Source organism: Streptomyces sp. NBC_01445, assembly GCF_035918235.1.
Taxonomy (GTDB): domain Bacteria; phylum Actinomycetota; class Actinomycetes; order Streptomycetales; family Streptomycetaceae; genus Streptomyces.
In genome coordinates, this window is sequence record NZ_CP109485.1 from 6,909,282 (window position 1) to 6,933,813 (window position 24,532).

Annotated in this window: 25 protein-coding genes; 9 read left to right on the top strand and 16 right to left on the bottom strand. The window is 71.0% G+C overall.

Annotated elements, in window-relative coordinates; genetic code table 11:
• Window positions 1-25: 25 nt before the first annotated feature.
• Complete coding sequence (locus OG574_RS31395) at window positions 26-652, bottom strand: DedA family protein (RefSeq protein WP_326775949.1); 627 nt, start codon at window positions 650-652, stop codon at window positions 26-28.
• Between the two features lie 263 nt (window positions 653-915).
• Between OG574_RS31395 and OG574_RS31400 the strand changes: the two genes are divergently transcribed.
• Window positions 916-1,596 (top strand): superoxide dismutase family protein, encoded by a 681-nt coding sequence (locus OG574_RS31400; RefSeq protein ID WP_326775950.1) that lies wholly within the window; start codon window positions 916-918, stop codon window positions 1,594-1,596.
• Between the two features lie 73 nt (window positions 1,597-1,669).
• Here OG574_RS31400 and OG574_RS31405 read toward each other — a convergent pair whose 3' ends face one another.
• The 4 genes from OG574_RS31405 to OG574_RS31420 all read right to left on the bottom strand — a co-directional run bounded on the left by OG574_RS31405 (window position 1,670) and on the right by OG574_RS31420 (window position 6,705).
• Window positions 1,670-2,131 carry a DoxX family protein gene (locus OG574_RS31405; RefSeq protein WP_326775951.1) on the bottom strand — a complete coding sequence of 154 codons (462 nt, stop codon included), beginning with the start codon at window positions 2,129-2,131 and terminating at the stop codon, window positions 1,670-1,672.
• 59 nt (window positions 2,132-2,190) lie between these two features.
• Window positions 2,191-4,152, bottom strand: coding sequence for an FAD/NAD(P)-binding protein (locus tag OG574_RS31410; protein WP_398374512.1), 1,962 nt, complete (start codon window positions 4,150-4,152; stop codon window positions 2,191-2,193).
• A 156-nt stretch (window positions 4,153-4,308) separates the two neighbouring features.
• Window positions 4,309-5,961: an alkaline phosphatase D family protein gene (locus tag OG574_RS31415; protein WP_326775953.1), complete on the bottom strand. Its 1,653-nt coding sequence runs from the start codon at window positions 5,959-5,961 to the stop codon at window positions 4,309-4,311.
• Window positions 5,962-6,057: 96 nt separating this feature from the next.
• The gene (locus OG574_RS31420) at window positions 6,058-6,705 is read right to left on the bottom strand and encodes an HNH endonuclease family protein (protein ID WP_100591963.1); all 648 of its coding nucleotides are present in this window, start codon (window positions 6,703-6,705) and stop codon (window positions 6,058-6,060) included.
• A gap of 470 nt (window positions 6,706-7,175) precedes the next feature.
• Between OG574_RS31420 and OG574_RS31425 the strand changes: the two genes are divergently transcribed.
• From OG574_RS31425 to OG574_RS31435, 3 genes are all read left to right on the top strand, one after another.
• Window positions 7,176-7,754 (top strand): TMEM165/GDT1 family protein, encoded by a 579-nt coding sequence (locus OG574_RS31425; protein ID WP_326775954.1) that lies wholly within the window; start codon window positions 7,176-7,178, stop codon window positions 7,752-7,754.
• Between the two features lie 140 nt (window positions 7,755-7,894).
• Window positions 7,895-8,560, top strand: coding sequence for an HAD-IA family hydrolase (locus tag OG574_RS31430; RefSeq protein WP_326775955.1), 666 nt, complete (start codon window positions 7,895-7,897; stop codon window positions 8,558-8,560).
• A 308-nt stretch (window positions 8,561-8,868) separates the two neighbouring features.
• Entirely contained in the window at window positions 8,869-10,839 is a 1,971-nt protein-coding gene (locus tag OG574_RS31435) for an MDR family MFS transporter (RefSeq protein ID WP_234374189.1), read from the top strand.
• Window positions 10,840-10,883: 44 nt separating this feature from the next.
• Here OG574_RS31435 and OG574_RS31440 read toward each other — a convergent pair whose 3' ends face one another.
• Entirely contained in the window at window positions 10,884-11,381 is a 498-nt protein-coding gene (locus OG574_RS31440; protein ID WP_326775956.1) for a GNAT family N-acetyltransferase, read from the bottom strand.
• Window positions 11,382-11,507: 126 nt separating this feature from the next.
• Between OG574_RS31440 and OG574_RS31445 the strand changes: the two genes are divergently transcribed.
• On the top strand, window positions 11,508-12,059 hold the full coding sequence (locus tag OG574_RS31445; RefSeq protein ID WP_442816939.1) for a DinB family protein: 552 nt from the start codon (window positions 11,508-11,510) through the stop codon (window positions 12,057-12,059).
• Window positions 12,060-12,082: 23 nt separating this feature from the next.
• Here the strand turns inward: OG574_RS31445 and OG574_RS31450 are convergent, their stop codons facing one another.
• The gene (locus OG574_RS31450) at window positions 12,083-12,397 is read right to left on the bottom strand and encodes an antibiotic biosynthesis monooxygenase family protein (protein WP_100591968.1); all 315 of its coding nucleotides are present in this window, start codon (window positions 12,395-12,397) and stop codon (window positions 12,083-12,085) included.
• Window positions 12,398-12,434: 37 nt separating this feature from the next.
• Window positions 12,435-12,848 carry a J-domain-containing protein gene (locus OG574_RS31455; RefSeq protein ID WP_326775957.1) on the bottom strand — a complete coding sequence of 138 codons (414 nt, stop codon included), beginning with the start codon at window positions 12,846-12,848 and terminating at the stop codon, window positions 12,435-12,437.
• Window positions 12,849-12,954: 106 nt separating this feature from the next.
• On the opposite strand from OG574_RS31455, the gene OG574_RS31460 reads away from it, so the two are divergent.
• Window positions 12,955-13,350 (top strand): FHA domain-containing protein, encoded by a 396-nt coding sequence (locus OG574_RS31460; protein ID WP_100591970.1) that lies wholly within the window; start codon window positions 12,955-12,957, stop codon window positions 13,348-13,350.
• A 36-nt stretch (window positions 13,351-13,386) separates the two neighbouring features.
• Here OG574_RS31460 and OG574_RS31465 read toward each other — a convergent pair whose 3' ends face one another.
• The 4 genes from OG574_RS31465 to proP form a co-directional block, all read right to left on the bottom strand.
• Window positions 13,387-14,067, bottom strand: coding sequence for an O-methyltransferase (locus tag OG574_RS31465; protein WP_326775958.1), 681 nt, complete (start codon window positions 14,065-14,067; stop codon window positions 13,387-13,389).
• A gap of 41 nt (window positions 14,068-14,108) precedes the next feature.
• The gene (locus tag OG574_RS52780) at window positions 14,109-14,279 is read right to left on the bottom strand and encodes a hypothetical protein (protein ID WP_442816858.1); all 171 of its coding nucleotides are present in this window, start codon (window positions 14,277-14,279) and stop codon (window positions 14,109-14,111) included.
• 40 nt (window positions 14,280-14,319) lie between these two features.
• Window positions 14,320-15,237 carry a DUF2330 domain-containing protein gene (locus tag OG574_RS31470; protein ID WP_442816859.1) on the bottom strand — a complete coding sequence of 306 codons (918 nt, stop codon included), beginning with the start codon at window positions 15,235-15,237 and terminating at the stop codon, window positions 14,320-14,322.
• An 85-nt stretch (window positions 15,238-15,322) separates the two neighbouring features.
• Window positions 15,323-16,738, bottom strand: a complete 1,416-nt coding sequence (gene proP / locus OG574_RS31475) for a glycine betaine/L-proline transporter ProP (RefSeq protein WP_442816860.1) — start codon at window positions 16,736-16,738, stop codon at window positions 15,323-15,325.
• Window positions 16,739-17,117: 379 nt separating this feature from the next.
• Here proP and OG574_RS31480 point away from each other — a divergent pair, with 379 nt between their 5' ends.
• Window positions 17,118-19,166: a bifunctional glycosyltransferase 87/phosphatase PAP2 family protein gene (locus tag OG574_RS31480; protein WP_442816861.1), complete on the top strand. Its 2,049-nt coding sequence runs from the start codon at window positions 17,118-17,120 to the stop codon at window positions 19,164-19,166.
• On the opposite strand, the gene OG574_RS31485 is transcribed toward OG574_RS31480, so the two are convergent.
• Window positions 19,109-19,522: an ATP-binding protein gene (locus tag OG574_RS31485; RefSeq protein WP_326775959.1), complete on the bottom strand. Its 414-nt coding sequence runs from the start codon at window positions 19,520-19,522 to the stop codon at window positions 19,109-19,111. The two genes, OG574_RS31480 and OG574_RS31485, sit on opposite strands and share 58 nt — an antisense overlap.
• Before the next feature lie 86 nt (window positions 19,523-19,608).
• Between OG574_RS31485 and OG574_RS31490 the strand changes: the two genes are divergently transcribed.
• Together OG574_RS31490 and OG574_RS31495 are read left to right on the top strand one after the other, a co-directional pair.
• Complete coding sequence (locus OG574_RS31490) at window positions 19,609-20,442, top strand: helix-turn-helix domain-containing protein (protein WP_326775960.1); 834 nt, start codon at window positions 19,609-19,611, stop codon at window positions 20,440-20,442.
• Window positions 20,420-20,674: a DUF397 domain-containing protein gene (locus OG574_RS31495; RefSeq protein ID WP_326775961.1), complete on the top strand. Its 255-nt coding sequence runs from the start codon at window positions 20,420-20,422 to the stop codon at window positions 20,672-20,674. The genes OG574_RS31490 and OG574_RS31495 overlap by 23 nt, the downstream gene beginning before the upstream one ends.
• Window positions 20,675-20,679: 5 nt before the next feature.
• On the opposite strand, the gene OG574_RS31500 is transcribed toward OG574_RS31495, so the two are convergent.
• From OG574_RS31500 to OG574_RS31510, 3 genes are all read right to left on the bottom strand, one after another.
• Window positions 20,680-21,897 (bottom strand): helix-turn-helix domain-containing protein, encoded by a 1,218-nt coding sequence (locus OG574_RS31500; protein WP_326778690.1) that lies wholly within the window; start codon window positions 21,895-21,897, stop codon window positions 20,680-20,682.
• A gap of 178 nt (window positions 21,898-22,075) precedes the next feature.
• Entirely contained in the window at window positions 22,076-23,641 is a 1,566-nt protein-coding gene (locus OG574_RS31505) for a DUF6801 domain-containing protein (RefSeq protein WP_326775962.1), read from the bottom strand.
• A gap of 98 nt (window positions 23,642-23,739) precedes the next feature.
• The gene (locus OG574_RS31510) at window positions 23,740-24,336 is read right to left on the bottom strand and encodes a hypothetical protein (protein ID WP_326775963.1); all 597 of its coding nucleotides are present in this window, start codon (window positions 24,334-24,336) and stop codon (window positions 23,740-23,742) included.
• Window positions 24,337-24,532: the final 196 nt, after the last annotated feature.

A 24,532-nucleotide genomic window follows, 5' to 3' on the forward strand; every position in this document is an offset into this window, starting at 1 on the left:
GGGCCTGGGGTGGGCCTCGGGTGGGTCAGCTCGCCCGTTCCGCCGCCGGTCGCCGCATCAGGAACGCCGCCCCCGCCCCCGCCGCGAACAACGCGAGCAGTGACACCCCCGTGGCCAGCCAACTCGCGCCGAGCCACTGGCCGCCGAAGTAGCCGAGGGCCACGCTGTAGCCCGCCCAGGCCACGCCCGCGAGGGCGGACCACGGCAGGAACTCGCGGACCCGGCGATGAGCCGTGCCCGCCGCGAACGAGACGATCGAGCGGCCCGCCGGGGCGAAGCGGGCGATGACCACGAGGATGCCGCCGCTGGAGCGCGCCAGCGCCCCGCCGAGACGTTCCTGCGCGCTGGTGAGGCGGCGGGAGCGGGCGATCGCGCGGTCGAGACGTTCGCCGCCGCGCCAGGCGATGCGGTACGCGACCAGGTCGCCCAGTACCGACGCCGTGGCCGCCGAGAGGACCAGCGCCAGGATGGACGGCACCTCGGGCGTCACCTGCCCGGCCGCCGTCCCCGTGCCGGCCGCCGCGGCGGTGGCCGCGGTGATGACCAGGACGCCGCTCGGCAGGACGGGCAGGAACACGTCGAGCAGTACCGAGAGGGCCACCACCGCGTAGATCCACGGACCGCCGGTCAGCGACCCCACACTCTCCAGCACCGCGACCCCCCCGTGATCCGTGTTCGTGAATTCCCCGGTCAGCGATGGACGCCGCGATGTCGCGGGGAGCGGCAGGGGCGGCTGATGACAGCTGTACAGCGTACGCCTCGGTTGTGGCTGGAGGGTCACCAGGGGCTCAGGTGTTCTCCACGTCGCGTTCACCCGGGTGCCGCGTCGCAGGCGCGGTACGCCCCGGTAACCCCGTACGAACTACGGAGCGGGAGGACCCGCGAGCGGGAGAGCGTGAGCTGGAGGAGCGGGCGATGGCGGCAGGAATCGTGGCGGGAGCGGTGGCGGCGGTCGTGCTCGCGGCCGGCGGCGGGGTGGGCGGCAGTGGGACGGGCGGCAACGGAATTGCGGGCCACGGGACTGCGGGCGGCTGGGCGGCGGGCCGTGGGGCGGCGGAGCCGGCTCGTCACGAGGTGCGGGAAGCGGCGCGGTTCTCGCCGCCGAACGCCTTCGTGGCGTCGCCGGCGGTCACGTACGACATGAAGCTTGTGCCCGCCGGAGCGCGGATCGAGGTCGTTCAGCGCGGCGGGCACGGTCGCATGAGCGTGAGTGTGCGGGTCGAGGGGCTGGCCGCGGGGCGCGTGTACGGCGCGCATGTGCACCAGGGGGAGTGCGGCGGGGATCCGGCCGCGGCGGGTGGGCACTACCAGCACCGCGAGGATCCGGTGCGGCCGTCGAAGGACCCGGCCTATGCGAACCCGGAGAACGAGGTCTGGCTCGACTTCACCACGGACGCACACGGTGCGGGGGCGGCGACCGCGTGGCAGGGCTGGGAGTTCAGGCCCGGCGGGGCGCGGTCCGTGGTGCTGCACGGGATGCCGGGCGGAGCGGGCGCCCGGCTCGCGTGCTTCACGGTGCCGTTCGAGCCGGTGCCGTTCGAGCCGGCGTCGGCTGAGCCGGTGCCGTTCGAGTCGCCGGGTCACCGGGGGAGGTGAGGGGATACCGGCACTGGCGCGCCGGCACCCCCATCAAGCGGTCAAGCGGTCAAGCCGTCACGCAGGCCATGCATCAAGCCGCAGCAGGCTCCGGCTCGGACGCCGAAGCGGCCGGCCTCTGAGCCTTGGTCTCGCCGCGTGCCGTGAAGAGCCGGTCGAGGCCGAGCGCCCCGGAGCCGGTGAAGACCAGGAGCAGCATGGCCCAGCAGAACATCGCGGACGGTTCGCCGCCGTTCTGGAGCGGCCACAGGGCCTCCGGCTGGTGGACCTTGAAGTACGCGTAGGCCATCGAGCCGGAGGCTATGAAGGCCGCGGCGCGGGTGCCGAGGCCGAGGGCGACGAGGGCGCCGCCGACGAGCTGGATGACGGCCGCGTACCAGCCGGGCCAGGTGCCGGTGGGGACGGTGCCGCCGCCCATCGCTCCGCCGAGGACGCCGAAGAGCGAGGCGGCGCCGTGGCAGGCGAAGAGCAGGCCCACGATGATGCGGAACAGGCCGAGGGCGTAGGGCTGGGCGTTGTTGAGACGTCCAGTCATAGGGGGGACTCCTTGTGTCGGTTGGGGACGAACCGATGGAGGCCACAGGTTAGGGGACCCTAATCAACGCTTGCAAGTTCAACATTTGGCCATGATTGGCACTCCGTGCCGGGTTCCGTACGGTCCTCGGCGGCCGTCCGCAGGGCCGCCCGCGCGACCGCGTCCGCGTCCGACAAGGTCACCGAATCCACTCCCGGGCGAGCGCCCGCCGCGGTCACCCAGTGCACCCCCTCCGTGGGCACGCCGACCGCGAACCGCCGTGCGTGTGGCCGGCCCTGACGGTCGATCAGGCGGTACGGGCGCGGTGTCACGTCCACCCCGCCCGTCACGTAACCGTCGAGTGTGTGCGGCCGGACGTGGCCCGTCTTCAGGAGCCCGGTGAGCAGTTGGTCGCCGGTGCGCGCCACGTCCGTCTCCGGCAGCCGCGCCTCGACGAGTGTGGTGGCTCTCACGGATGATCCGGGCACATCGGGCGAGTGCGCGACGAAAACGCCGTCTTCGGTCCGCACGTCGAGGCGCGGCCCGATCACCGTCAGGACGCCGGACTCGACGAGCGCGGTCATCTCCTCGATGCGCCGCCGGGGCGGGCCGATCGACAGGAAGGCGTTGAGCGGGGTGTACCAGCGGTCGAGGTGGTCGCGGCGCGAGCCGCCGCCGATCCCGCCGTGGTCGACGGCCTGGCGCAGTTCGTTGCGCAGGTCGCGCAGCACGTCAAGGGCGGCCTTCACGGGGCCGTCCACGTTGCCGAGCGCGGCGTGCGCCGCGTCCTCGCGCAGATGGGCCAGGAGCCAGGTCCGCCACGCGTCGGGCGAGCCGAAGTGCAGCTCCGCGTGCGGCCGGGAGATGCGATCCCAGGACCAGCGGACACCCTCCGGAATCCCGAACTCGTACAGGACGTCGGCCTCTTCGGAGCTCTGGTGCGGCGCGGCGAGGAAGCCTTCGCGGAAACCGGCGTCCCCCGCGCCCGCGCGACGCAGCAGTGTCTCGTAATAGACGGTCTCCACCTCCTTCGCGACGAGCGGCCAGATCTCGCCGAGGAAGTCCGGCGCGTCCCCCGAGTCCGCGCGCTTGCGGAAGCGCGCGATGACCTCGGCGGTGAGGACGGCCGGTTCGTGACGCCCGTACGCGCCCTTGGCGTTGTCACCGCGCGCCTGGTACGGGATGCCGCGGCGCGAACCGGCGTACAAACGCGGCTCGCGGCCCGAGGGCTTGTACCGCAACTCCCCCGCGGACGTGCGGCGGTAGCGTCCGCCGCGGCCCTCGGTGAGCAGCGCCATGTGGTCGAAGAAGTTGAGGCCGAGGCCCCTCAGCACGACGGCTTCACCCGGGGCGAGGGCGGAGAGGTCCAGGTCGGCCGGGTTGGCGGGCGGCACGTGGCGCAGGCCGTGGTGGAGCGCGTACTCGGTGAGGCGCGTCTGTGCGGGGCTCGGCGCCGCGGGCAGATGGCCCTGGGCGAGGACGACGGCGGACAGGCCGGTCAGTTCCTGCCCGTTGTCGAGTACGAGGGTCTGGCGGCCGTCGTCCGCGTCGTCGAGGCGCACGGCTCGCGCCCGGTGTACCTGAACGCGTATGGCGTCGGGCGCGCAGCCCACGGTGTCGGCGAACACCCATTCCAGGTACTCGCCGTAGAGGGCGCGGGACGGGTAGTCGTCGGGGCCGAGGGGGAGTCCCTGGCGCTGGGCCCACTCGTGCAGGCTCGGGCCCCGGCGTATCGGACCCGAGCAGTCCACGCTGTCGTCGGTGAACAGCGTGACCTGTGAGGCGACGGTGTTCATCAGGAGTTCGGGTGCCTGCGATGTCCGCCAGACGCTGCCCGCTCCCGGCGGCGCCGGATCGACGACGTGGACGGTGAGGCGGGCGCCGGGCGGCAGGAGCTCGCAGGCGGAGGCACAGAGTCGTTCGAGGACGCTGGTGCCGCGCGGGCCCGCGCCGACTATCGCTGCGGCCGGCGCCGAGCACACTGCGTACAAAGAGGGACTCCAGGGGCATGTGGGGCTGCTGGAAGCGGAACGTCCGCTCATCATGCCGGGTCGCCCTGTCAAGGGAAGAGCGGAGTCCGGGTGTGCGCCGTATCTTCACCGGGCGGCCCCGTGGGCGACAGGCCTGGTCACGCACGGTCATTCACGACATTCACTCAGTACGGTCACTGACTCGGTACGGTCACCGACTCGGTACGGTCACTCACTCATCACGATGTCCGCCGCCTCCCGCAGCCCGGGCTTTCCGCCCGGCACCGGCTGTGCCTCCTGGAGCCGTAGTCGCGCCGCGCGACCTCGCAGCGTCAGTGTCATCAGCTGGTTGCCGAACCAGGGCCCGCCCGTCTTGCGCCAGGAGACCGGGGGAGTGGTGAGCCGGCCGTGCCGGGCGAAGCGCCGGCCGAGGGCGCGGCCGAAGCCGCTCCAGCCGAGGCGGAACCCGAGCTTTATCGAGCCGGGGATGGAGTTGTGCAGCGGCGAGCAGGTCAGCTGGAGGACGCGCGCGGCCGGGGCCGGTGCGCCGTCGGGCCAGGCGGGTTCGGCTACGTACGCGTGGTGGACGTCGCCGGAGAGCACGCACACCGTCGCCGGCGCGCCCTCGCCACCGCCCGCCTCGGCGATCAGCTCCGTCAGGGCGTCGAACGACGCGGGGAACGCGGCCCAGTGCTCCAAGTCGGCCCGCCTGCGCAGCTTTTCGCCGAGCCGGGCCCACCGCGCGCCGCGCTCGCCCCTGCACAGCGCGGCGTTCCACCCCTCGGCGTCGTGCACGAGATGCGGCAGCAGCCAGGGAAGTGACGTCCCGATGAGGAGATGGTCGTACGCGCCGGGGGACTCCAGCGACTGCTCCCGCAGCCACGCCGCCTCCGTCGGATCGAGCATCGACCGGTCCGGCTCGGCCAGCACGCGGGCGGCCCGCGTGTCGACCATCAGGAGCCGTACGCGGCCGAAGTCGCGCCGGTAGCTCCATCGCACGGAGGTCGCGTCGGCGTCGGCACGGGCGGCGAACTCCCTGAGCACGTCCGTCCCGTCGGGGTCCGCGCGCACCGCCGCGTACACGGGGTCGGCGGCCAGTTCGGGGGGCGCCAGATTGCCCAGGTGCTGATGGACCCAGTACGACATGAGGCCGCTGAGGATCCGCTCGTTCCACCAGTCGGTGGCCCGTATCTCCGCGAGCCAGGAGGCGCTGGTGTTCCAGTCGTCTATGACGTCGTGGTCGTCGAAGATCATGCAGGAGGGGACAGTGGACAGCAGCCAGCGCACATCGGGGTCGAGCCAGGATTCGTAATAGAGCCGGGTGTACTCCTCGTAGTCCGCGACCTGGTTGCCCGGGGCGTCGCGCAGGTCGCGGCGGGCCGCGAGATAGCGGCGGGTCGCCGGTGAGGTCTCGTCCGCGTAGACCTGGTCGCCGAGCAGGAGCAGTACATCGGGGCGCTCGGCGTCGGGCGCGGCGGCGAGTTCGGTGGCCAGCGTGTCCAGGGCGTCCGGGCCGACGGGGTCGTGGCCGTCGGCGGGCGGCGCGGCCCAGCGGCACGAGCCGAACGCGATGCGGACGGGGCGGGCCGCGTCGTCGTACGCGGGCGTGCGGATCGTGCTCGGCGGAAAGGGCGAGTCGGCGAGCGGCCAGACCTGGACGCCGTCGAGCAGCACCTCGTAGGCTGTCGCGCTGCCCGGCGTGAGGCCGGTCACCGGGATCAGCGCGTAGTGGTGGCCGCAGATCTGGAACGTGCGGGCACGGCCGGACGAGCCGTCCGCGCAGCGCACTTCGGCGGTGCACGGACGGCTCGCCTCGACCCAGACGGTCGCCGACGACTCGTCCACGTATCTCAGCAGCGGTCCAAGTCGCAGCCGTGCCACGTGATCAGCCTCCTCAGTCGCCCCGTACGGTACGGAACGACGGAGACCGGCGGGGTGGTTCCGGGAAGCCGGGATCCAGGTCTTCGGCCCCAGGGGTCAGCAGCCGCTGAGGTACGAGGTCAGCGCGCTCTTCTCGGCGGAGTCCACCGAGAGGTTGTAGTAGTGCTTCACCTGCACCCACATGCGGACATAGGTGCACTTGTACGCGGTGCGCGACGGCATCCACTTGGCCGGGTCCTGGTCGCCCTTGGACTGGTTGACGTTGTCCGTGACGGCGATGAGCTGAGGCCGCGTGAGGTCGTTGGCGAAGCCCTGGCGCTGCGCGGTCGTCCAGGCGTTGGCGCCGGACTTCCAGGCCTCGGAGAGCGGGACGATGTGGTCGATGTCGACGTCGGCCGCCGCGCTCCAGGTCGCGCCGTCGTACTCGGAGTACCAACTGCCGGACGTGGCCGCGCAGCTGGAGTCCTGCGAGACGTTCGTGCCGTCGCGCTTGAGGACGACCTCACGGGTGTTGCAGGCGCCGGACTGGGTGATCCAGTGCGGGAAGAGGTCGCGGCTGTAGCCGTCGGAGGAGCCCTCGGCCTTGACTGTGAGCTCGGAGAGGTACGTGCGGGCGGTGGCGCCGCTGACCGGGGTAGGGGGAGCGGCCTGCGCCGCCGGGCCGTTCAGCAGGGTGAGAGCGGAGACGACGGCGGTGACGGCGCCGAGTGCGGCGGTGCGTCGACGCGCGTAGAACATGCGCATGTGAACTCCCTTGAAGTGGGGGGAAGTTGGCCGAGCGGGCCCGGCCATGCTGGCGCTCCGGGGTTTCCGGGAGATGTGCGCCGAGTGACAGGGTCGCGTCAACGACGCGTACACATCAAGGGGGCGGACGTGACTTCTGGGGAGCGGGCGTGACTTGGGGTGCGGGCCGGTGGTACCGGGGCGGCGCGTCCGGGCGTGACGCGGGTCATGTCGATTCGCTCAGCAGTTCGCGTACGATGGACGGCGCAGAAGGGGAGTAGCTCTTCGCCGGACCGTCGACATACTGCTCAGCTCGTTCTGAGCCGGCGCCCGGAGGCAGGACCCGTACACCCGGTCCGGCCAGCGAGACCTTCGGCAAAGCAGTGATTCAACTGCGTGCACACCTGTGTACGCACCTGAGCGCTGCCGTGCCGAGGTGTCGTAAAGGACTACGTGACTCTCGGCGGGGCAGCCCGACCGATTGAGGAATCTTGATCAGCATCAGCGTGATGGCGGTCGTCTTCGGCATCGTCTTCCTGGCCGAACTCCCCGACAAGACCGCGCTCGCCGGACTCGTCCTCGGCACGCGCTACCGCGCCTCGTACGTCTTCGCCGGTGTCGCCGCCGCCTTCGCCGTCCATGTCGCGCTCGCCGTCGCCGCGGGCAGCGTCCTGACCCTGCTGCCGCAGCAGCTCGTGCACGCCCTGACCGGTGTGCTGTTCCTCGGTGGCGCGGCCGTCCTCCTGATGAAGAAGGACGAGGAGGAGGAAGAGGTCCGGAGGCCCAAGGACCAGAGCTTCTGGAAGGTCTCCGGCGCGGGCTTCATGCTCATCCTCGTCGCGGAGTTCGGTGACCTGACGCAGATCATGACCGCGAACCTCGCCGCCCGCTACGACAACCCGCTCTCCGTCGGCCTCGGGGCCGTCCTCGCCCTGTGGGCCGTCGGGGGCCTCGGCATCGTCGGCGGCAAGGCGCTGATGAAGCGGGTGCCGCTCGCGCTCATCACGAAGATCGCCGCGGTCCTGATGCTCGGCATGGGCGTGTGGAGCCTCTACGAAGCGGTGGCGTAAGCCGTGGATCCGGCCCTGACCAGGGCCGTTGGCGTAGTCGCCACCCTGTTTTGTACAGTTGAGGAACAAAGTGGCTCCCGCCCACTCACCCTGACCGGTGGGCGGGGTCACCTTGTTCCTACGCCTGGAGGACCCTGCCGATGACGGCCACCACTGTTCTGTCCGCCCGCGCCCTTCTGCTCGACATGGACGGCACGCTGGTCAACTCCGACGCGGTGGTCGAGCGCTGCTGGCACCGCTGGGCGGCCCTCCACGGGCTCGACGCCGTCGAGGTCATGAAGGTGGTCCACGGCCGTCAGGGCTACGCGTCCATGGCGCTCCTCCTGCCCGACCGCCCCATGGCCGAGAACCACGCCGAGAACGCGCGCATGCTCGCCGAGGAGACCGCCGACATCGACGGCGTCGTCCCCGTGCCGGGCGCCGCACAGTTCATGGCCGCCCTGCGCGAGGGCGGTCTCGCGCACGCCCTGGTGACCTCGGCCGACGTGGCCCTGTCCACCCGCCGCATGGCCGCCGCCGGTCTCACCCAGCCCGACCTGCGCATCACCGCCGAGAGCGTCGGCGCCAGCAAGCCCGACCCCGAGGGGTTCCTCAAGGGCGCCGCCGAGCTGGGCATCGACCCGGCCGACTGTGTCGTCTTCGAGGACTCGGAGGCCGGGATCGCGGCCGGCCGCGCCGCCGGGATGCGCGTCGTCGGCGTCGGCCCCCGCGCGGGCGCGCACGGCCCCACGGTGGTCGTGGACGACCTGACGCAGGTACGGGTCGAGGCGGGCGCCGCCGGAGAGATCCTGCTGCACATCGGCTAGCCCGCGCCCCTGTATCGGACAGCCCCACACCCCTGTGTCTGTATCGGCGAGCCCCGCGCCGCGCCATCCGCCGGGCCCGCGCCGCCGGACCCCTCCTGAGCGCCCCGGCCTCAACAGGCCAAACCGGGACTCACCCACCATCCTGGTACATGGCAGAGCCCCCGCCGGCAGTGTCCGGCGCGGTGTCTCAGGAGGTGTCCATGACCCAGGACGCTAGCGGGGGCCTTCCCCGCACGGACCTGACGGCAGGCCCCGGCGTTGACCGCACCAGCTCCACGATCGGCGGCGGCCACGCCCCCCGCAGCGTGATGGTCTCGATCGGTGCGCTGCTGCTCGGCATGCTTCTCGCGGCGCTCGACCAGACCATCGTCTCGACGGCGCTGCCGACCATCGTGAGCGACCTCGGCGGCCTTGAACACCTGTCCTGGGTCGTGACCGCGTACCTGCTGGCGTCGACGGCCGCCACGCCCCTGTGGGGCAAGCTCGGCGACCAGTACGGCCGCAAGAAGCTCTTCCAGATCGCCATCGTGATCTTCCTGATCAGCTCGGCACTGTGCGGCATGGCGCAGAACATGCCGCAGCTGATCGGCTTCCGCGCCCTCCAGGGACTGGGCGGTGGCGGACTGATGGTCCTGTCCATGGCGATCGTCGGCGACATCGTCCCGCCCCGTGACCGGGGCAGGTACCAGGGTCTGTTCGGTGCCGTCTTCGGCGCGACGAGTGTGCTGGGCCCGCTGCTCGGCGGGCTCTTCACCGAACACCTCAGCTGGCGCTGGGTCTTCTACGTCAACCTGCCCATCGGCGTCGTCGCGCTCGTCGTCATCGCGACCACGCTCCACATCCCCGTACGCTCCGCCAAGCACACGATCGACTACCTCGGCACCTTCCTGATCGCCGCCGTGGCGACCTGCCTGGTCCTGGTCGCCTCGCTCGGCGGAACGACCTGGGCCTGGGACTCGGCGCAGATCATCGGCCTAGCTGTACTCGGTGTGGTCCTCGCGGTGGTGTTCGTCCAGGTCGAGCGGCGGGCCGCCGAGCCGGTTCTGCCGCTGAAGCTGTTCCGCATCCGCACGTTCACGCTCTCCGCGGTGATCAGCTTCGTCGTCGGCTTCGCCATGTTCGGCGCGATGACGTATCTGCCGACGTTCCTCCAGGTCGTCCAGGGCATCTCGCCGACGCTGTCGGGCGTGCACATGCTGCCGATGGTCATCGGACTGCTGCTCTCCTCGACGGTGTCCGGCCAGATCGTCAGCCGTACGGGCCGCTGGAAGGTCTTCCCCGTCGTCGGCACCGGCGTCACCACCCTCGGTCTGCTCCTCCTGCACCAGCTCGACGAGAACAGCTCGACGGGCGAGATGAGCGCCTACTTCTTCGTCTTCGGCCTGGGCCTCGGCCTCGTCATGCAGGTCCTCGTCCTGATCGTGCAGAACGCCGTCTCGTACGAGGACCTGGGCGTCGCCACCTCCGGCGCGACGTTCTTCCGCTCCATCGGCGCCTCCTTCGGCGTCGCGATCTTCGGCACGATCTTCTCGAGCCGCCTGGGCGACAAACTCACGGACGCCCTCGCAGGCCGCAGCCTGCCGCCCGGCGTCGACGTGAACGCGCTCCAGTCGGACCCACGAGGCATCGGCGGCCTGCCGCCCGCCGTACGCGGACCGGTCCTGCACGCCTTCGCGTCGTCCATCACGGACGTCTTCCTCTACGCCGCCCCGGTCGCCCTCGTCGCTTTCGTACTGGCCTGGTTCCTGCGTGAGGACACGCTGCGCGGCTCGGTCACCGCGCCGGACGGGACGGAGACCCTGGCCAGCAACCCCGTACAGCGCTCGTCGCACGACGAGGTGGCGCGTGCCCTGTCGGTGCTCGGCACCCGGGAGGGGCGCCGCGAGATCTACGAGAAGATCACCGAACGGGCGGGCTACGACCTGCTGCCCGCCGCGAGCTGGCTCCTGCTGCGCATCAAACGGTACGGGTGGGCGGAGCCGGCGGCGCTCGCCGAACACAGCGCCGTGCCGCTGCCCGTGATCATCGCGGCGGCCCGGCAGGTGGAGGAACGGCGCCTCGCCACGCGCGTGGGTGTCGACCTCGTCCTCACCGACGAGGGCCGCGAGGTCGCCGCGCGGCTGTCCGCGTCCCGCGAGGAGTCGCTCGCCGAACTGCTGGGCGACTGGTGGGGCCCCGACCGCCCCACGGACCTGGTGAAACTGGTGGAGGAGCTCAACGCGGAGCTGTGCGGGTCGGACGCGGAGCGCCCGCACGACGGCCTGACGGCCGGCCCCTGACGCCACTGCTCAGGCGCTTCGGGCCCGGCTGGTCATCAGGCTCGTCAGAGGAGCTTCTTGGTGAACCAGTGCTCGGCGAACTCCTCGTCGTTGTGCGGGGCCGTCTCCTGGTAGCCGTGGCGCGCGTACAGCATGCGGGCCTCCACCAGGTCGCCCCGCGTGTCGAGCACGACCCGCTCGGCACCGAGACCCCGCGCGGAGCTCTCGACCTCCGCGAGCAGCACGGAGCCGCCGCCCTTCCCGCGCATCTCCGGCCGTACGAAGACGCGCTTCAGCTCGCCCGTCGAGGCGTCGATCATCCGCACGCCCGCGGTCCCGGCGGGCTCGCCCCGGTACCGCGCGACCAGCAACACCCCGCCCGGCGCGGCGAGATAGGCACCCGTGTCGGCGGCGACCTCGCGCTCCAGCTCGTCGGGGTCGGTCGTGTGCCCCTCGTGCAGCAGGTACCAGCGGTCGCTGACCTCCGTGTAGTACGCGCGCCACAGCTCCGCGGCGACGGCGGAGTCGAACGGCTCAGGGGTGACGGTCCACGGCGAGTTCATGCGGGCATTGTCGGCGAAGGGGCGGCGCCGGACGCAAGCGGGTTTCGCTCTGTACAGGCACCCGGGGTTCGGACATGCTCTGTTGCTGTGACCGACGTACCTGTGACGGACGTACCCGTGACCGACGTGGCAATGACCGGCGCGACCTACGACGAGACGGGTGCCGGCGAGATCACGGCGCTGCTCAACGCCCTGCGCGGACAGCGCCGCCACATCCTGGGCATCATCGACGGGCTCGGCCCCGAGGCGCTGCGGCGGCCCGTGCTGCCGTCCGGTTGGTCGTGTCTGGGGCTGGTCCAGCACCTGGCGCTCGACGTCGAACGCTTCTGGTTCCAGGCGGTCCTGACGGGTGATCAACCCGTCATCGACAGCCTCGACGCCACCGAGGACGCCTGGCAGGTCGCCCCGGACGTGCCGGCGGCCGACGTCCTCGAGCGATACCGCCGCGAGACGGACCGCGCGGACGAGATCATCACCGCCACACCCGCGGACGCGCCCCTCGCCTGGTGGCCGCACCACCTCTTCGGACCGCCGCACCTGCACAGCCACCGGGACGTCCTGCTGCACGTCATCACCGAGACCGCCTGCCACGCCGGACACCTGGACGCCGCCCGCGAACTCATCGACGGGCGGCGCTGGTTGGTGCTCACGGAGGATCGCGAGGCGGACCGCTCCTAGGGACTTTCGTTTGGATCAGGCCGCTACGACTTGGGCGAAGCCTGCTGCGCCACCTCGAACGACCACACCTGGGACCCGCTGGCCGCAGGCTTCGGGCGGTCCGCGCCGCCCTGGTGGGCCTCCTTCATGGAGCCCTCCATCCACGCGGTGAACGACGCCTCGTCGCGCCACCGCGTGTACACCAGGTAGTCGTCCGTGCCCTCGATCGGGCGCAGCAGCTCGAACCACTCGAAGCCGTCCGAGTTCTCCACCGCGCCCGCGCGCGAGGCGAAGCGCTTCTCCAGGGTTTCCCGCTGTTCAGCCGGGACGGTCAGGACGTTGATCTTCACGATGCTCATGGCGCCCATCCTCGCGCACCGGCGCGTGAGATCGGCGTCAGGCCCCGTGCGCCCCGCGTCGCTCGTGCCAGTCGCGGACGATCTCCTCGACGTCGTACGGCTTCAGGCCGAGCGGCGGGCCCGGCGGGGGCTTGAACATCATGTCGCGGATCTTGTCGTTGATGTCCGTGACGATTTTGCGGACGATCCGTTCGGAGGAGGCCCGCGCCGCCTCGGCGAGCGCGTCCTCGGCCTCCTTGCGCAGAGCGAGTGACGGGGGCAGCACGGAGAAGCCCTCGCGGGCCATCTTCTGCTTGATCCACCAGTTCTCGTCGTACGTCGTGTCGGCCGTGCTCGGCAGCGGCTTGCCGGCTCCGGCGAGGTGGGAGAAGTCTCCTGCGCGCTCCGCGTCGCGGATCTGCTTGTCGACCCATGACTCGAAGCTGACGTCGGGTGGCTTGCGTTCGGTCATGGGCCCATTGTCCCAGAGGGCATCCCGTAGGGGCAGGGGACAACTTAGGATGCGGCGTCGGCGGACCCGGTACCGACGGGCCGCGAAGACCGAAGGAGCTGTGCGGGTGCTGGAGCTGACCATGGCCTCCGTCGCGGGGGCGGACGCGGGTGCGACGGCCGGGATGCTGATGGCCGACGCGCCGAGCGAGCCGGGAGCCGTGCTGCGCGTGGGGCGTGACCGGAACGTGTGCCGGCTCGCGACGCCCGACGACTGGCTGTTCGTCTCGCGCGTCCATCTGGAGTTCCGCTGCGGGCAGGACGGCGCCTGGTCCGTGTTCTGGCTGCGCGGCTCGCACGACGAGCCCTCGTCCGAGGTACGCCTCACGCTGACGGGAGGGGAGCCGCGGCCCCTCGTGTACGGAGGGGCCGCGGCTCTCGCGCCGGGTGCGTCCGGTGAGGTCGTGGTCCTGGACCGCAATGAGCCCCGCAGCGTCAACGTGGGCTTCTACCACGAGATGTGATGACCCATCAGGCTGTCAGAGCGTCAGGAACGGACGCTACGGCAGTACGCGGGCCAGCGCGAAGCCGTCGTAGCCCTTGCTGCCCACCGTCTGGACCGCCGTGCCGTCCAGCCTCGGGTGGTCGGCGATCATCTGGAGCGCGGCGCGGGTGCCGCGGATGTCGGGGGCCGCATCGGAGTCGTCCGTCACGCGGCCGCCGCGCACCACGTTGTCGACGATGATCACGCTGCCGGGGCGGGTCAGGCGCAGCGCCCACTCGACGTAGTGCGGATTGTTGGCCTTGTCGGCGTCGATGAAGACGAGGTCGAAGGGGTCGGGGTGGTCGGCCGCGACGCCGGGCAGCGAGTCGAGGGCGGGGCCGACCCGCACCTCGGCGATCTTGTCGAGGCCGGCGCGGGCGAGGTTGCCGCGGGCCACCTCGGCGTGCCGGGGGTCGTACTCGAGGGTGACGAGGACGCCGTCGGCGGGGAGGGCGCGGGCCAGCCAGATCGTGCTGTACCCGCCGAGCGTGCCGATCTCCAGGACGCGGCGCGCGCCCTGGATCCGGGCGATCAGGTGGAGGAACTTGCCCTGGTTCGGGGCGACGGCGATGTGCGGGAGGCCCGCCGCCTCGCTGTCCGCGAGGGCCGCCGTCAGGACCTCGTCGTCGGGGGCGAGGAGTCCGGTCAGGTAGTCGTCGACGGCGGTCCACTGCTCTTCGGATGCGTGCTCAGCCATGGCCCCATGATGGGCGTACGGGGCGGCGGGCCGCACGGGATTCAGCCGGGCGGCGGCGGGGCGTGCACCGGCGGCGGGGGCGGCACCGGCCGACGGGCCCGCCGGCGGAGCCAGAGGACGACGGCCGCCATCAGGAGCAGGGTCACGGGCAGCGGAACGGTGAGCAGCCACACCGGGACGCCCCCGGCGGTGAGGAGTTCGTCGTCCCACACGACGCTGCGGTGCGTGGCGTCGCTCGCGGTGCGCCGCAGTTCATGGTCGTCGTAAATGCGCGACGGCTGCGGGAAATCCTGGGTGAGCGCGGTACCGCTCGCCGCCCGCGAATTCGGGCAGTGGCCCGCCGGACTCGGCCGGGATCCGGCCCGCGTACGTGACCTCCGGGGCGTCGCCGCCGATCGTGGAGCGCGGCTCCATGCGGTGGGCGGAGAGCACGTACAGGCGCAGGTGCTGTTCGGTGCGGGCGAGTTTCGACAGCCGCATCGGGTAGACGAGGCGGTCGCTGGCGAAGGTGAGGTGGAGCGGGTCGAGGGCGCCGCCGAGCACGCTGTCGGCGTCGGCGGGCGCGAGGCGGATCGCCACGTACTCCCAGCCCTGCTCGACGTACGGGCGCAGCGCGTTGTCGAGGCGGTCGGGGAGCTGGAAACCGTTCTCGTCGAGCCAGCCGGCGAGTGCGCCGGGGTCGGTCGCGGTGAGGCGGGCGACGTCGAACGGTCCGAGGTGCTCGCGGCCGACCACCTCGACGGGGCCGCCGGGTGCGGGGGCGCCGGCCGTGGCGCCGTCGCCGCTCCCGCCGTCGAACGGCCAGTCGTCGGCGCCGGGCCAGAAGTGGTGCCGGGTCCGCTCGACCGGTGCCGTCACGTCGCTCAGCTGCGAGAAGAGCCCGGGGTCGCCGAGTTCGACCGACGCGCGGTGCGGTACGGGCATGATCCAGGCGGCGTCGCGCACGTTGCCGCTCACCGACAGGCTCATCACGATCTGCTCGCTGTGCCCGTCCCAGCGCACCGCGGACGTCTCGTCGTACACGGTGAGGTCCGTGCCCGCGGGCGGCACCATCGCGCCGCATCCGCACGCGTACGCCGGTGACACGAGCGCGGCGATCTGGAACGCCATGAGGGCCAGGGCTGTCAGCAGCGCCCTGGCCCTCATGGTCAGTGGTTGTGCGGTTCTCATGCCGGCCCCCGATGTCGCGCCCCGTGTGTCCGTGCCGTGTGCGGCGAAGGAGCAGACGGGGCGCGGTGGAGCGCGGTTCCGGGTGTTACGCGGCTGTAGCGGTCGCGGTCTGCGGCAGGTCGCAGGGCTCGACCGCGGGCAGCGAGCCCGGCAGCGGGCGGCGCGCCGACTCGGTCATGAACCACACCGCGATACCGCCGATGACGGCCGCGGCCATCATGTAGTACGCGGGCATCATCATGTTCCCGGTCGCCCCGATGAGGGCGGTGACGACCAGCGGGGTCGTGCCGCCGAAGAGCGAGACGGAGATGTTGAAGCCGATCGACAGCGAGCCGTAGCGCACCCGGGTCGGGAAGAGCGCGGGCAGCGCGGACGGCATCGCCGAGGTGAAGCAGACCAGGAGCAGGCCGAGCGCGCCCATGCCGAGGGCGATGGCCCACAGGGAGCCCTCGCGGATCAGGAGCAGGGCCGGGACGGACAGCGCGAGGAACCCGACGCAGCCCGCGGCGATCACCGGGCGGCGGCCGACACGGTCGGAGAGCGCACCCGCGAACGGCTGGACGATCATCATCAGCGCCATCACACCGAGGACCACGAGGAGGCCGTGCGTCTCGTCGTAGTGGAGCTCACTGGTGAGGTAGCTCGGCATGTACGACAGCAGCATGTAGTCGGTGACGTTGAAGACGAGGACCAGGCCGACGCACAGGAGCAGTGCCTTCCACTGGCCGGCGATCATGTCGCGGACCTTCACCTTGGGCCGGGCCTTCTCCGACTCGTGCGCGTTCTTCAGCTCGGCCGCGAACGCCGGGGTCTCTTCGAGCCGCATCCGCAGATAGAGGCCGATGATCCCCATCGGGCCCGCGATCAGGAACGGGATGCGCCAGCCCCAGGAGAGCAGGTCGTCCGAGGAGAGCAGCGCCGTCATCAGCGTGACGAGGCCCGCGCCGCCGATGTATCCGGCGAGCGTGCCGAATTCCAGCCAGCTGCCGAAGAAGCCGCGCTTCTTGTCGGGCGCGTACTCGGCGATGAAGGTGGACGCGCCGCCGTACTCACCGCCGGTCGAGAAGCCCTGCACCAGACGGGCCAGGAGCAGCAGGATCGGCGCCCAGACGCCGATCGTCGCGTACGACGGGATCAGGCCGATCGCGAACGTGCCCGCCGCCATCATGATCATGGTGACGGCGAGGATCTTCTGCCGGCCGACGCGGTCGCCGAGCGGTCCGAAGACCATGCCGCCGATCGGACGCACGAGGAACGCCGCGGCGAAGGCGCCGAACGTGGCCAGGAGCTGGGCCGTGGGGTTGCCCGACGGGAAGAAGACCTTGCCGAGGGTGACGGCGATGTAGCTGTAGACACCGAAGTCGAACCACTCCATCGCATTGCCGAGTGCCGCCGCCTTGACCGCGCGCTTGACCAGCACTGGGTCGGTGACGGTGACCTCGGGGGAGGCGCCCTTCGCTGGGGCGTTGGTCCTGGGTGCGACGGTTAGAGCACTCGACAAGGGTCTGCTCGCCTGCTTTCGACGGGGACAGGGACATGTCCGCGTGGGGCACGGACGAAGCCGCCCACGGCGGGGCGGCCAGAAATCGACCATAGGGGCATTCGCGATCATTACGGGTAGTGTTCGAGCCGTCGCGCACCGTGGGAAAAGTGGGTCCTGCCAGGCATGACGCCCCGGCCCCGGCGCGGCGCAAACGAACAAATCTGTGAGCTTTGTCGCGGCCCTCGACCGCAACCACGCAGACCCCGCAGGCCCCGCGTCATCGTCTTCCGGTCAAAAACCGTTGGACGCTCAGGTGAAGCGGGGGTTGCCTACGTCTCACCCCGGGGGTAGTGCGAGCCTCTTGGGACAGTACGCATGGCGGGAGGGCCGACGGCGCGTGGCAAACGTGGAGCATGGACCGGGCAAAGCCTTGGTGGCGGGGGCCGCGACAGCGCGGTTGGGCATGGTCCGGGCGGGCCTCTGGCTGATCGCCGCGGTGCTCGCGGTGCGGCAGGTCGTGGCCGTCCTGAGCACCCCGAGCGGGGAACGGCTCACGGACCTGGAGACCTGGATCGGTCCTGAAGGCGTCCTCCATGTGAAGGGCTCCCTCTACGATGCCGACCGGTTCACCGGTACCCCGTTCGGGGGACTGGTGCTGAAGCCGCTCGCGCGGGGCGCCGAGCAGGCACTGGGCTGGGCCTGGACCTTCGGGACGCTCGGCCTTGTCGTCGTCCTCGGTCTCGTCGCCGCGCGCGCCCTGCCCAAGCCCGTCACCCGGCGCACCTCGCTCCTCGCCGCCCCGGTCGCGGTCAGCCTCCTGATGCTGTCGCTGCCGGTGCGCAACACCCTGCATCTCGGCCAGACCAGCATCATCCCGGTCCTCCTCGTCCTGCTCGGCTGCTTCGCCGCCCGCGGCGAGAAGAGCTCGGGGCTGCTCATCGGCATCGGCGCCGCCCTCCAGCCGACCGTCCTCCTCTTCGCGCCGCTCCTGTGGTTCACCGGGCGGCGCCGCGCCGCCGTGTCCTCGGGCGTCACGTTCGCGGCGTGCACGCTCCTCGCGTGGGCCGCGATGCCGCACGACTCGTGGACGTACTGGGTGCACCACCTGGCGGGAGCGGGCCTCGGTTCGAGCCCCGACGGGCTCGCCAACCAGTCGCTGCACGGCGCACTCCTGCGCTTCGGCCTGGAGGGCCCCCTCGAGATCGGGTTCTTCCTGCTCCTCGCCGTCGCCGTCGCGGTCGTCGGACTGCGGCGCGCGGTGCGCTACGCACAGGACGGACAGCTCCTCCTCGCCGTCGCCCTCACCGGCTGCGTCGCCGTCGCCGTGTCGCCGACGACCTGGCAGCACCAGCTTCTGTGGGTGCTGCTCGCCGTGGTCGGCCGCGTCGGCAAGAAGGCGTCCGACCGGTACGTGTGGCCGGTCGCGGTCATTCTCGTGACGACGCTCCCCGCGAGGATGCTGCTGCCGGGCACGGCGCTCGCGGATCCGCTGCGCGACAACGTTGTGCTGATCGCCGCGGTCGCCGCGGCCACGCTCGTCCCGTTCCTGTCCCGCACCGCGCCCGAGTACCGCGCGCCCGTCCCCACCGAGTACGCGAAGCCCGTCCCGTCGCGCTGGTCACGGGTCCCGCTCATGCCGTTCTGGCGCCGGGTCCTGACCCGCCCGAACCTGCTGCTCGAACTGCTGCTGATCCGCGTCGGCTACTACGCGTACCAGCAGGTCAGGCTCGCCGCGACGGGCGGTACGAACTCCGGGGGCCGGGCCACCGCCGAGGCGCACGGCACGCAGGTCCACTCCCTGGAGAAGTTCCTCCACATCGACATCGAGCACTGGGTCAACCACGCGGTGGTGCAGGTCCCGTGGCTCAAGTCGTTCTTCAACTTCTACTACGAGTCGTTCCACTTCATCGTGCCGCTGACCGTCCTCGCCATCCTCTACGTCCGCAGGCCCGCCCAGTACCGCTGGGCCCGCTCGGCGCTCGGCTTCGCCACGGTGCTTGCCCTGATCGGCTTCTGGTTCTACCCGCTGGCGCCGCCACGGCTGATGCCCGCGCTCGGCTTCATCGACACGCTGCACGGAGTCCAGGACTTCTCCAAGCCGGACTACGGCACGCTGACCGCGCTCACCAACCAGTACGCGGCCATGCCCTCACTGCACTTCGGCTGGTCCCTGTGGTGCGGGCTCGTGATCGTCGTGTTCGCGCGGAGGTGGTGGATCAAGGCCATCGGTCTCGTCCACCCCCTGTGCACGATCTCCGCGATCATCGCCACCGGCAACCACTGGGTGCTCGACGCGGTGGGCGGGGCGACAGTGGTCGGTCTCGGCTTCCTGCTGACGTACATGCTCCAGGGGCCCCGGGCGCGGACGGTGACGGCGGCGGCCACCGGTCAGGCGGACGAGGCGACGCATTCGAACCAGACGGTCTTGCCGACCGCCAAGGGCTGAACACCCCACTTCGTCGCGACCGCCGAGACGATGGCGAGGCCGCGGCCCGACTCGGCGAACGGGTCGGCCGAGTGCGGTGCTTCCGGCGGGAGCGCAGCCCCCTCGTCGCTCACCTCCGCCCGCAGGTGCCCGGTGTCCGGGTCGTGGAGCAGCCGCACCTCGGCTCGCGCGCCGGGGACATGGCGTACGACGTTGGACAGCAGCTCCGTGACGCCGAGCGCCATGTCGTGGCCCAGGTCCGCCGGGATCGCCCAGTCCTCGCACAGAGCGCGGACGATGCGGCGTACGTGGCGGGCGGAGTGGGTGCCGACGGTGAGGTGCAGCGTGTACGCGTGCTGCTCGGTTTGCTCGTTCATGGGACGAGCGTGACGAGCCTTGACTACGCTGTGCAATCGACCGGATACAACTGGCCCACGCGTGGGCCGAGTTGAGGGGGCTGTGCGTGGTCCACATCAACGTCCTCGACCCGAGCGCGTCGCCGCTCGACTACTACGGCTTTGAGCTGCGCCGTCACCGGGAGGCCGCCGGCCTGACCCAGAAGCAGCTCGGGGGCATCGTCAATTACACCGGGTCCCTGGTGGGCCAGATCGAGACGGCGAGAAAGCTGCCGACGCCGGAGTTCAGCGAACGGTGCGACGCGGCGCTGGGCGCGGATGGTTTGCTGTCGCGGCTCGTCGGGTTGGTGCTGCGGTCTCAACTGCCGGTGTGGTTCCAGCAAGTTGCGGAGTTGGAGGCGCGGGCCAACGAGATCTGTACGTTCCAGACGCACATGGTGCACGGGCTGTTGCAGACGCGGGCCTACGCGCGGGCGGTGCTCGGCGTGATGGACCGCGAGAACCTGGACGACCGTACCGAGGTCCGGCTGGCACGGCAGCGGATCCTGGAGAAGGACGAGCCGCCGGTCCTGTGGGTGATCCTCGGCGAGGCCGCGCTGCACCAGGAGATCGGGGACGATCCGGAGGTCATGCGGGGCCAACTCGCGTATCTGTTGGCTTACGAGACGCATCCGTTCGTGAATGTTCAGGTGCTGCCGTTCACGGCGGGCGTGCACGCGGGGTTGCAGGGTTCGTACAACCTGTACCGCTTCCCGACCGACCCCTCCATTGTCTACACCGAGGGCTACGGACAAGGGCATCCGACCGCCAACCCGACCACCGTCAAAGACTGTTCGCTCCGTTACGATCACTTGCAGGCGGCCGCCCTGTCCATCCCGGGCTCGGCCGAGCTGATCCGGCAGGTGATGGAGGAGCGTTATGGCGAGCATCCAGTGGCGTAAGTCCAGCTACAGCAGCGACCAGGGCGGCTCGTGCGTGGAGTGCGTGCCGCTCGGGGCTCTCACGTGGGTCAAGTCCTCGTACAGCGGTGACCAGGGCGGCGACTGCGTGGAGGTCGCCGGAACCTCCTGCGCCGCTGTCGCCGTTCGGGACTCCAAGAACGCGGCGGGCCCGAGCCTCACGTTCACGCCGGAGGCGTTCCGCCTGTTTGTCGCCGGGTGTGTGAACTCGTAGGGAAGTCAGTTCAGTTCGGACACGCCGCCGCCCTGGAGATGTTGCGCGCGCAGCGCCACCTCCATGGCGAACCGGCGTTCCGGGTCGGCCAGTTGGGTGTCGAAATGGGCCTCCAGGTTGCGCAGCCGGTAGCGGATGGTCTGGGCGTGGACGCCGAGGACGTCGCCCACCTGGTCCGCGGTGCCGCGGGTGGTGAGCCAGGCGTGCAGGGTCTCCACGAGGCGGGCGCGGCGCTTGCCGGAGACGGGGGCCAGCGGGGCGAGTTCGCGGGCCGCGATCTGCGCGGTCAGGGCCGGGTCGGAGAGCAGCCACATCGTCACCAAGTGGTCCGCGCTGTCGATGACTTGGGCGTCGGCAACGATGTCATCGTCCACGAGCTGTAACGCTCTGCGTGCCCAGCGCAGTGAGTCCGAGGCCTGCGCGGTCGGTAACGTGAGGCCGATCGCGAGCGGGGCGGTACCGATGGCGGACTCCAGCATGGCGCGGCGCTCTGCGGTGAGCGGGCCCGGGATGAGCATGTGGGGCTGCGGGATGCCGAGGTCGGCGAGGACGTCGGGGTCCAGGCCCGCCTGGATGTGGTCGGGAGCGGGAGCCCGCAGCGCGATGAGGGTGACCTCGTCCGGGAGGGGCCAACCGGCCTGCTCGCACAGCTCGTTGATGGTGGCGTGATGAAGGGGAGTGCCGGCGAGCAGCAGATGCAGCAACCGTCTTCGCACGACCTCGAACGCCGAGCCCGATCTCGCCTGCACCTCCAGATAGCCCTCCCGTGAGAGCGCTCCCAGCTCGTCGACGTACGCGAAGAGCGCGTCGGCGAAGGCGAGGAGCAGGGCGGGGGAGAGGTCGTAGCGGCGGCCGATGGTCTTGGTGCGGCGCAGTGCCACGCGGGCGCCGAGCCGGTAGGCGCCCTGCAGGGTCTCCAGGTCGCGACCCTCATAGGCTTCGACTCGACCGAATTTACGGAGGAGTTCGTCGCGCTGGTCCGAGGTGGCGCCGGGGTCGGCGACACGGTCCACGAAGGCGGAGAGTGCGAGATCCACGCCTTGGCGGACGGCGGCGGCGTTCGGGCCGCTGAGGAGTTGCGCGTACTCGGGGTAGGCGCGGGTCACCTCGACTCTGATCTCTTTGATGAGACCGGGGAGTTCGGGCCGCATGATGGCGGCGAACTCCCTGGGCAGCGGGCCCAACGGCTCGTTCACGTCAGGTGGTTGTACGTGCTGGGGCATGGCACGGTCCTCGGTGTACGGGCGCCCGGTGGGGGACGGGTACCGCACGGGCCCATGGTGTGGCCCATGTGGCCCTTGCGGTGGCCGTCAGGTGCATACCTTTGGGAACTCCTGAAGCTAGAGCAACTTACGTGTGACGTACACCACTTGGCAGAGGGTTGTCCGGAAGCGAACGTTCTCAGGAGGTCTTGCCTCCGGGCAGGGGCGGGATGACGGGCGGGCACTGGGCACGCGGAGGGCCCGGGATACAGGTCGGGGCCTGGTTCATGATGATGCCGTTGCCGGGGCCGCTGATCCCGGCCGTGAACAGGCGGTCGAGATTCTCACCGTTCGCTCCGCAGCCGGTGAACGCCGGGATGTCGACCGTTCCTTTGAGCATGCCGCCCGAGAGGACGTTGATGTAACGGCCGGTCGTCGAGGTGAAGTCGCCGCGCAGCGTAGCCCGGTAGCGCTCCGTGTGGCAGTTGGGGCCGACGTCCAGGGGTGTGCCGTTGATCTTCACGTCGTGGACGCGCAGCGACTGGAAGAACGTCGCGACGGCGAACGGCATCGCGTTGGGGGAGGTGCCGATGGTGCCGGTGGAGATGGTGATCGGCTCGTTCTTGAAGGAGACCTTGGCGGTGACGGGTGTGAAGCCGAAGGAGAGGAAGGTCGATTCGGCGTCGGGCAGGTCGAGTTCGCCCAGACTGTCGATCCGGGTGTAGAACGGCCCGGACGTCCTGAACTGCGTCTGCATGGCCGCGCGAATGTTCATCAGGCCCGGTTCCTTGGCCGGGTCGTTGATGATCATGGAGCTGTTCTGTTTCCGTACGGTGCTCAGGCCCACCGCGTACGCGCACGCGGGAACGCCCGGGTGGGGCAGCAAGGGGCCGAGCACCGTTCCGGGCAGGGGCTCCGGCAGCTGGCTGAGATCCGCTACTCCGGTGGGCGGCGGTGGCGGGCAGGTGTCCGCGCCTGTGGTGCCGCTGTCCTGCGGGGTGACGGTGAGGCCCTCGCGTGGCGCGCCGGTGCCGTCGGGGGCGCCGGCCGAGGGGGTGCCGGTCGGGCCCGTGCCGTCCGGCACGCTGATGTGGGCGAGGCGGGTGCGCGCCGGGTCCTTCTCGGCGGGGGCGCAGTCGAGCGCAAACGCGGCTTCGGTGCTGGGTACCCCCTTCGTCAACGGGGTCAGTCTCAGGGAGAGTTCGGTGGCGTAGAGGTCGATGTCGCCCGGTTCGCTCACGGTGACCGTGGGGGCCGGGCCGGTGTGGCCGAGGCGCAGGGTGTCGGTGGGCGGTGGGGTGGAGGCGCTGGCCGTCAGCGCGGACCAGGTGGCGTCGGCCGACTCCGCGCCCTGGCGAAGCCGGACGCCGAGTGACGCGTCGCCGGCCAAGCCGTCCGTCCCCTGGGGGAGGAAGGAGGCCAGGCCGGCGAACGGCAGGGCGGTCTCCACCGTCACGTCACCCGGTCTGATCGGGCGGCCCGGCTCGGCGGACGACGGCAGTTGGGTGCCGATCCGGACGGACGCGCGCAGGGTCGTGCCCGCGGAGGGCGTGGCGTCCGTGCTGTCGGGCGTCCCCGACGCATTCGAGGACGGGTGGCCGGGGACCGCGCAGTCGTAGGCGATCTCCACGGTCGGCTGACCTTCGTCCGCCTGCGAGCCAGGACCTGACAGCAGGCCCGCGGCGAGCACCACGGCGGCGACCGGCGCCATCCGCAGTGTGCGCGCGACACGTGACCGTCCGCCCTGCCGCCCTTGCACTCTCATCTGCTGACCTCCGCTGGTGCGTGCCGTTCCCTGGACGCGGCCGGGCCCGCCGCCGGTGACCGACCGGCGGCGGGCTGCATGGGGGCGAGCTCAGGGCGTCACGGCGAGGAGACGACCGGGGTCTGGTCCAGGACGTAGTCGCCGACGAAGTCCGCGGGGTCACCCGCGTTGATCAGGCCGAGGCAGCTGGCGCCGGGGTCCGCCGCGAGGGTGCCGCCACCGGTGACGTGCAGGGTGTGGGTGCTGTTCGTGTAGTGGCCCGTCACGCTGCCGGAGAACGACGCGGAGCAGCCGATGCCGCTGATGCTGGCCTTGATCCCGGAGATGGTGCCGTCGGCCTCGTCGGTGCCGTTCATGCTGTCGAGATTGATCGACCACGGCAGCGCGCCGGGCGTCACGTCGAAGCCGATGCCGCCCACGTTGCAGTTGGTGAAGGAGATGTCGCCGACGGTTCCGATGCCGGCGCCGTCGAGCCCACTGCCGTTCTTGAGGGTGCCCGATGCGTCCGACGAGTCACACGTGAGCGTGGTGGCCGGCACGGACAGGGTCGGGTTGACCGCGTGGGCCGTGTAGGAGGTGCCGCCGGAGACGGTGAACGTGGCCAGCGCCCCGGCCGAGGCCTGGGTGACGGACAGTCCGAGGGCCGCGCCTGCGGCGGCAACGGCGAGAGCGGTGTTTCGGGCGATTCTGCGCACGATGAATCCCTCCAAGGGATGGGTGGCGTACGAGATGGAATGCGCCGCCCGGCGGGGGCCAGGGCGGGCTACGGCTCAACTCCGTGCGGACGCAGCCGATATGAGGGAGCGGCTGTCCGTCGCCTAGGAAGGGACGTTACGAGCAAGTAACCGCGGCCCGCAACGGAGTGGCGTGAGATTCCTCGCTGGTGAGGGA

Coding starts and splice junctions, on each gene's coding strand:
- OG574_RS31500 (WP_326778690.1), bottom strand. CDS start 21,897: ATGCCCCAGCACGTACAACCACCTGACGTGAACGAGCCGTTGGGCCCG.
- OG574_RS31435 (WP_234374189.1), top strand. CDS start 8,869: ATGGTCTCGATCGGTGCGCTGCTGCTCGGCATGCTTCTCGCGGCGCTC.
- OG574_RS31485 (WP_326775959.1), bottom strand. CDS start 19,522: ATGAACGAGCAAACCGAGCAGCACGCGTACACGCTGCACCTCACCGTC.
- OG574_RS31410 (WP_398374512.1), bottom strand. CDS start 4,152: ATGAGCGGACGTTCCGCTTCCAGCAGCCCCACATGCCCCTGGAGTCCC.
- OG574_RS31505 (WP_326775962.1), bottom strand. CDS start 23,641: ATGAGAGTGCAAGGGCGGCAGGGCGGACGGTCACGTGTCGCGCGCACA.
- OG574_RS31440 (WP_326775956.1), bottom strand. CDS start 11,381: ATGAACTCGCCGTGGACCGTCACCCCTGAGCCGTTCGACTCCGCCGTC.
- OG574_RS31450 (WP_100591968.1), bottom strand. CDS start 12,397: ATGAGCATCGTGAAGATCAACGTCCTGACCGTCCCGGCTGAACAGCGG.
- OG574_RS31455 (WP_326775957.1), bottom strand. CDS start 12,848: ATGACCGAACGCAAGCCACCCGACGTCAGCTTCGAGTCATGGGTCGAC.
- OG574_RS31495 (WP_326775961.1), top strand. CDS start 20,420: ATGGCGAGCATCCAGTGGCGTAAGTCCAGCTACAGCAGCGACCAGGGC.
- OG574_RS31420 (WP_100591963.1), bottom strand. CDS start 6,705: ATGCGCATGTTCTACGCGCGTCGACGCACCGCCGCACTCGGCGCCGTC.
- OG574_RS31400 (WP_326775950.1), top strand. CDS start 916: ATGGCGGCAGGAATCGTGGCGGGAGCGGTGGCGGCGGTCGTGCTCGCG.
- OG574_RS31470 (WP_442816859.1), bottom strand. CDS start 15,237: ATGAGAACCGCACAACCACTGACCATGAGGGCCAGGGCGCTGCTGACA.
- OG574_RS31465 (WP_326775958.1), bottom strand. CDS start 14,067: ATGGCTGAGCACGCATCCGAAGAGCAGTGGACCGCCGTCGACGACTAC.
- OG574_RS31405 (WP_326775951.1), bottom strand. CDS start 2,131: ATGACTGGACGTCTCAACAACGCCCAGCCCTACGCCCTCGGCCTGTTC.
- OG574_RS31430 (WP_326775955.1), top strand. CDS start 7,895: ATGACGGCCACCACTGTTCTGTCCGCCCGCGCCCTTCTGCTCGACATG.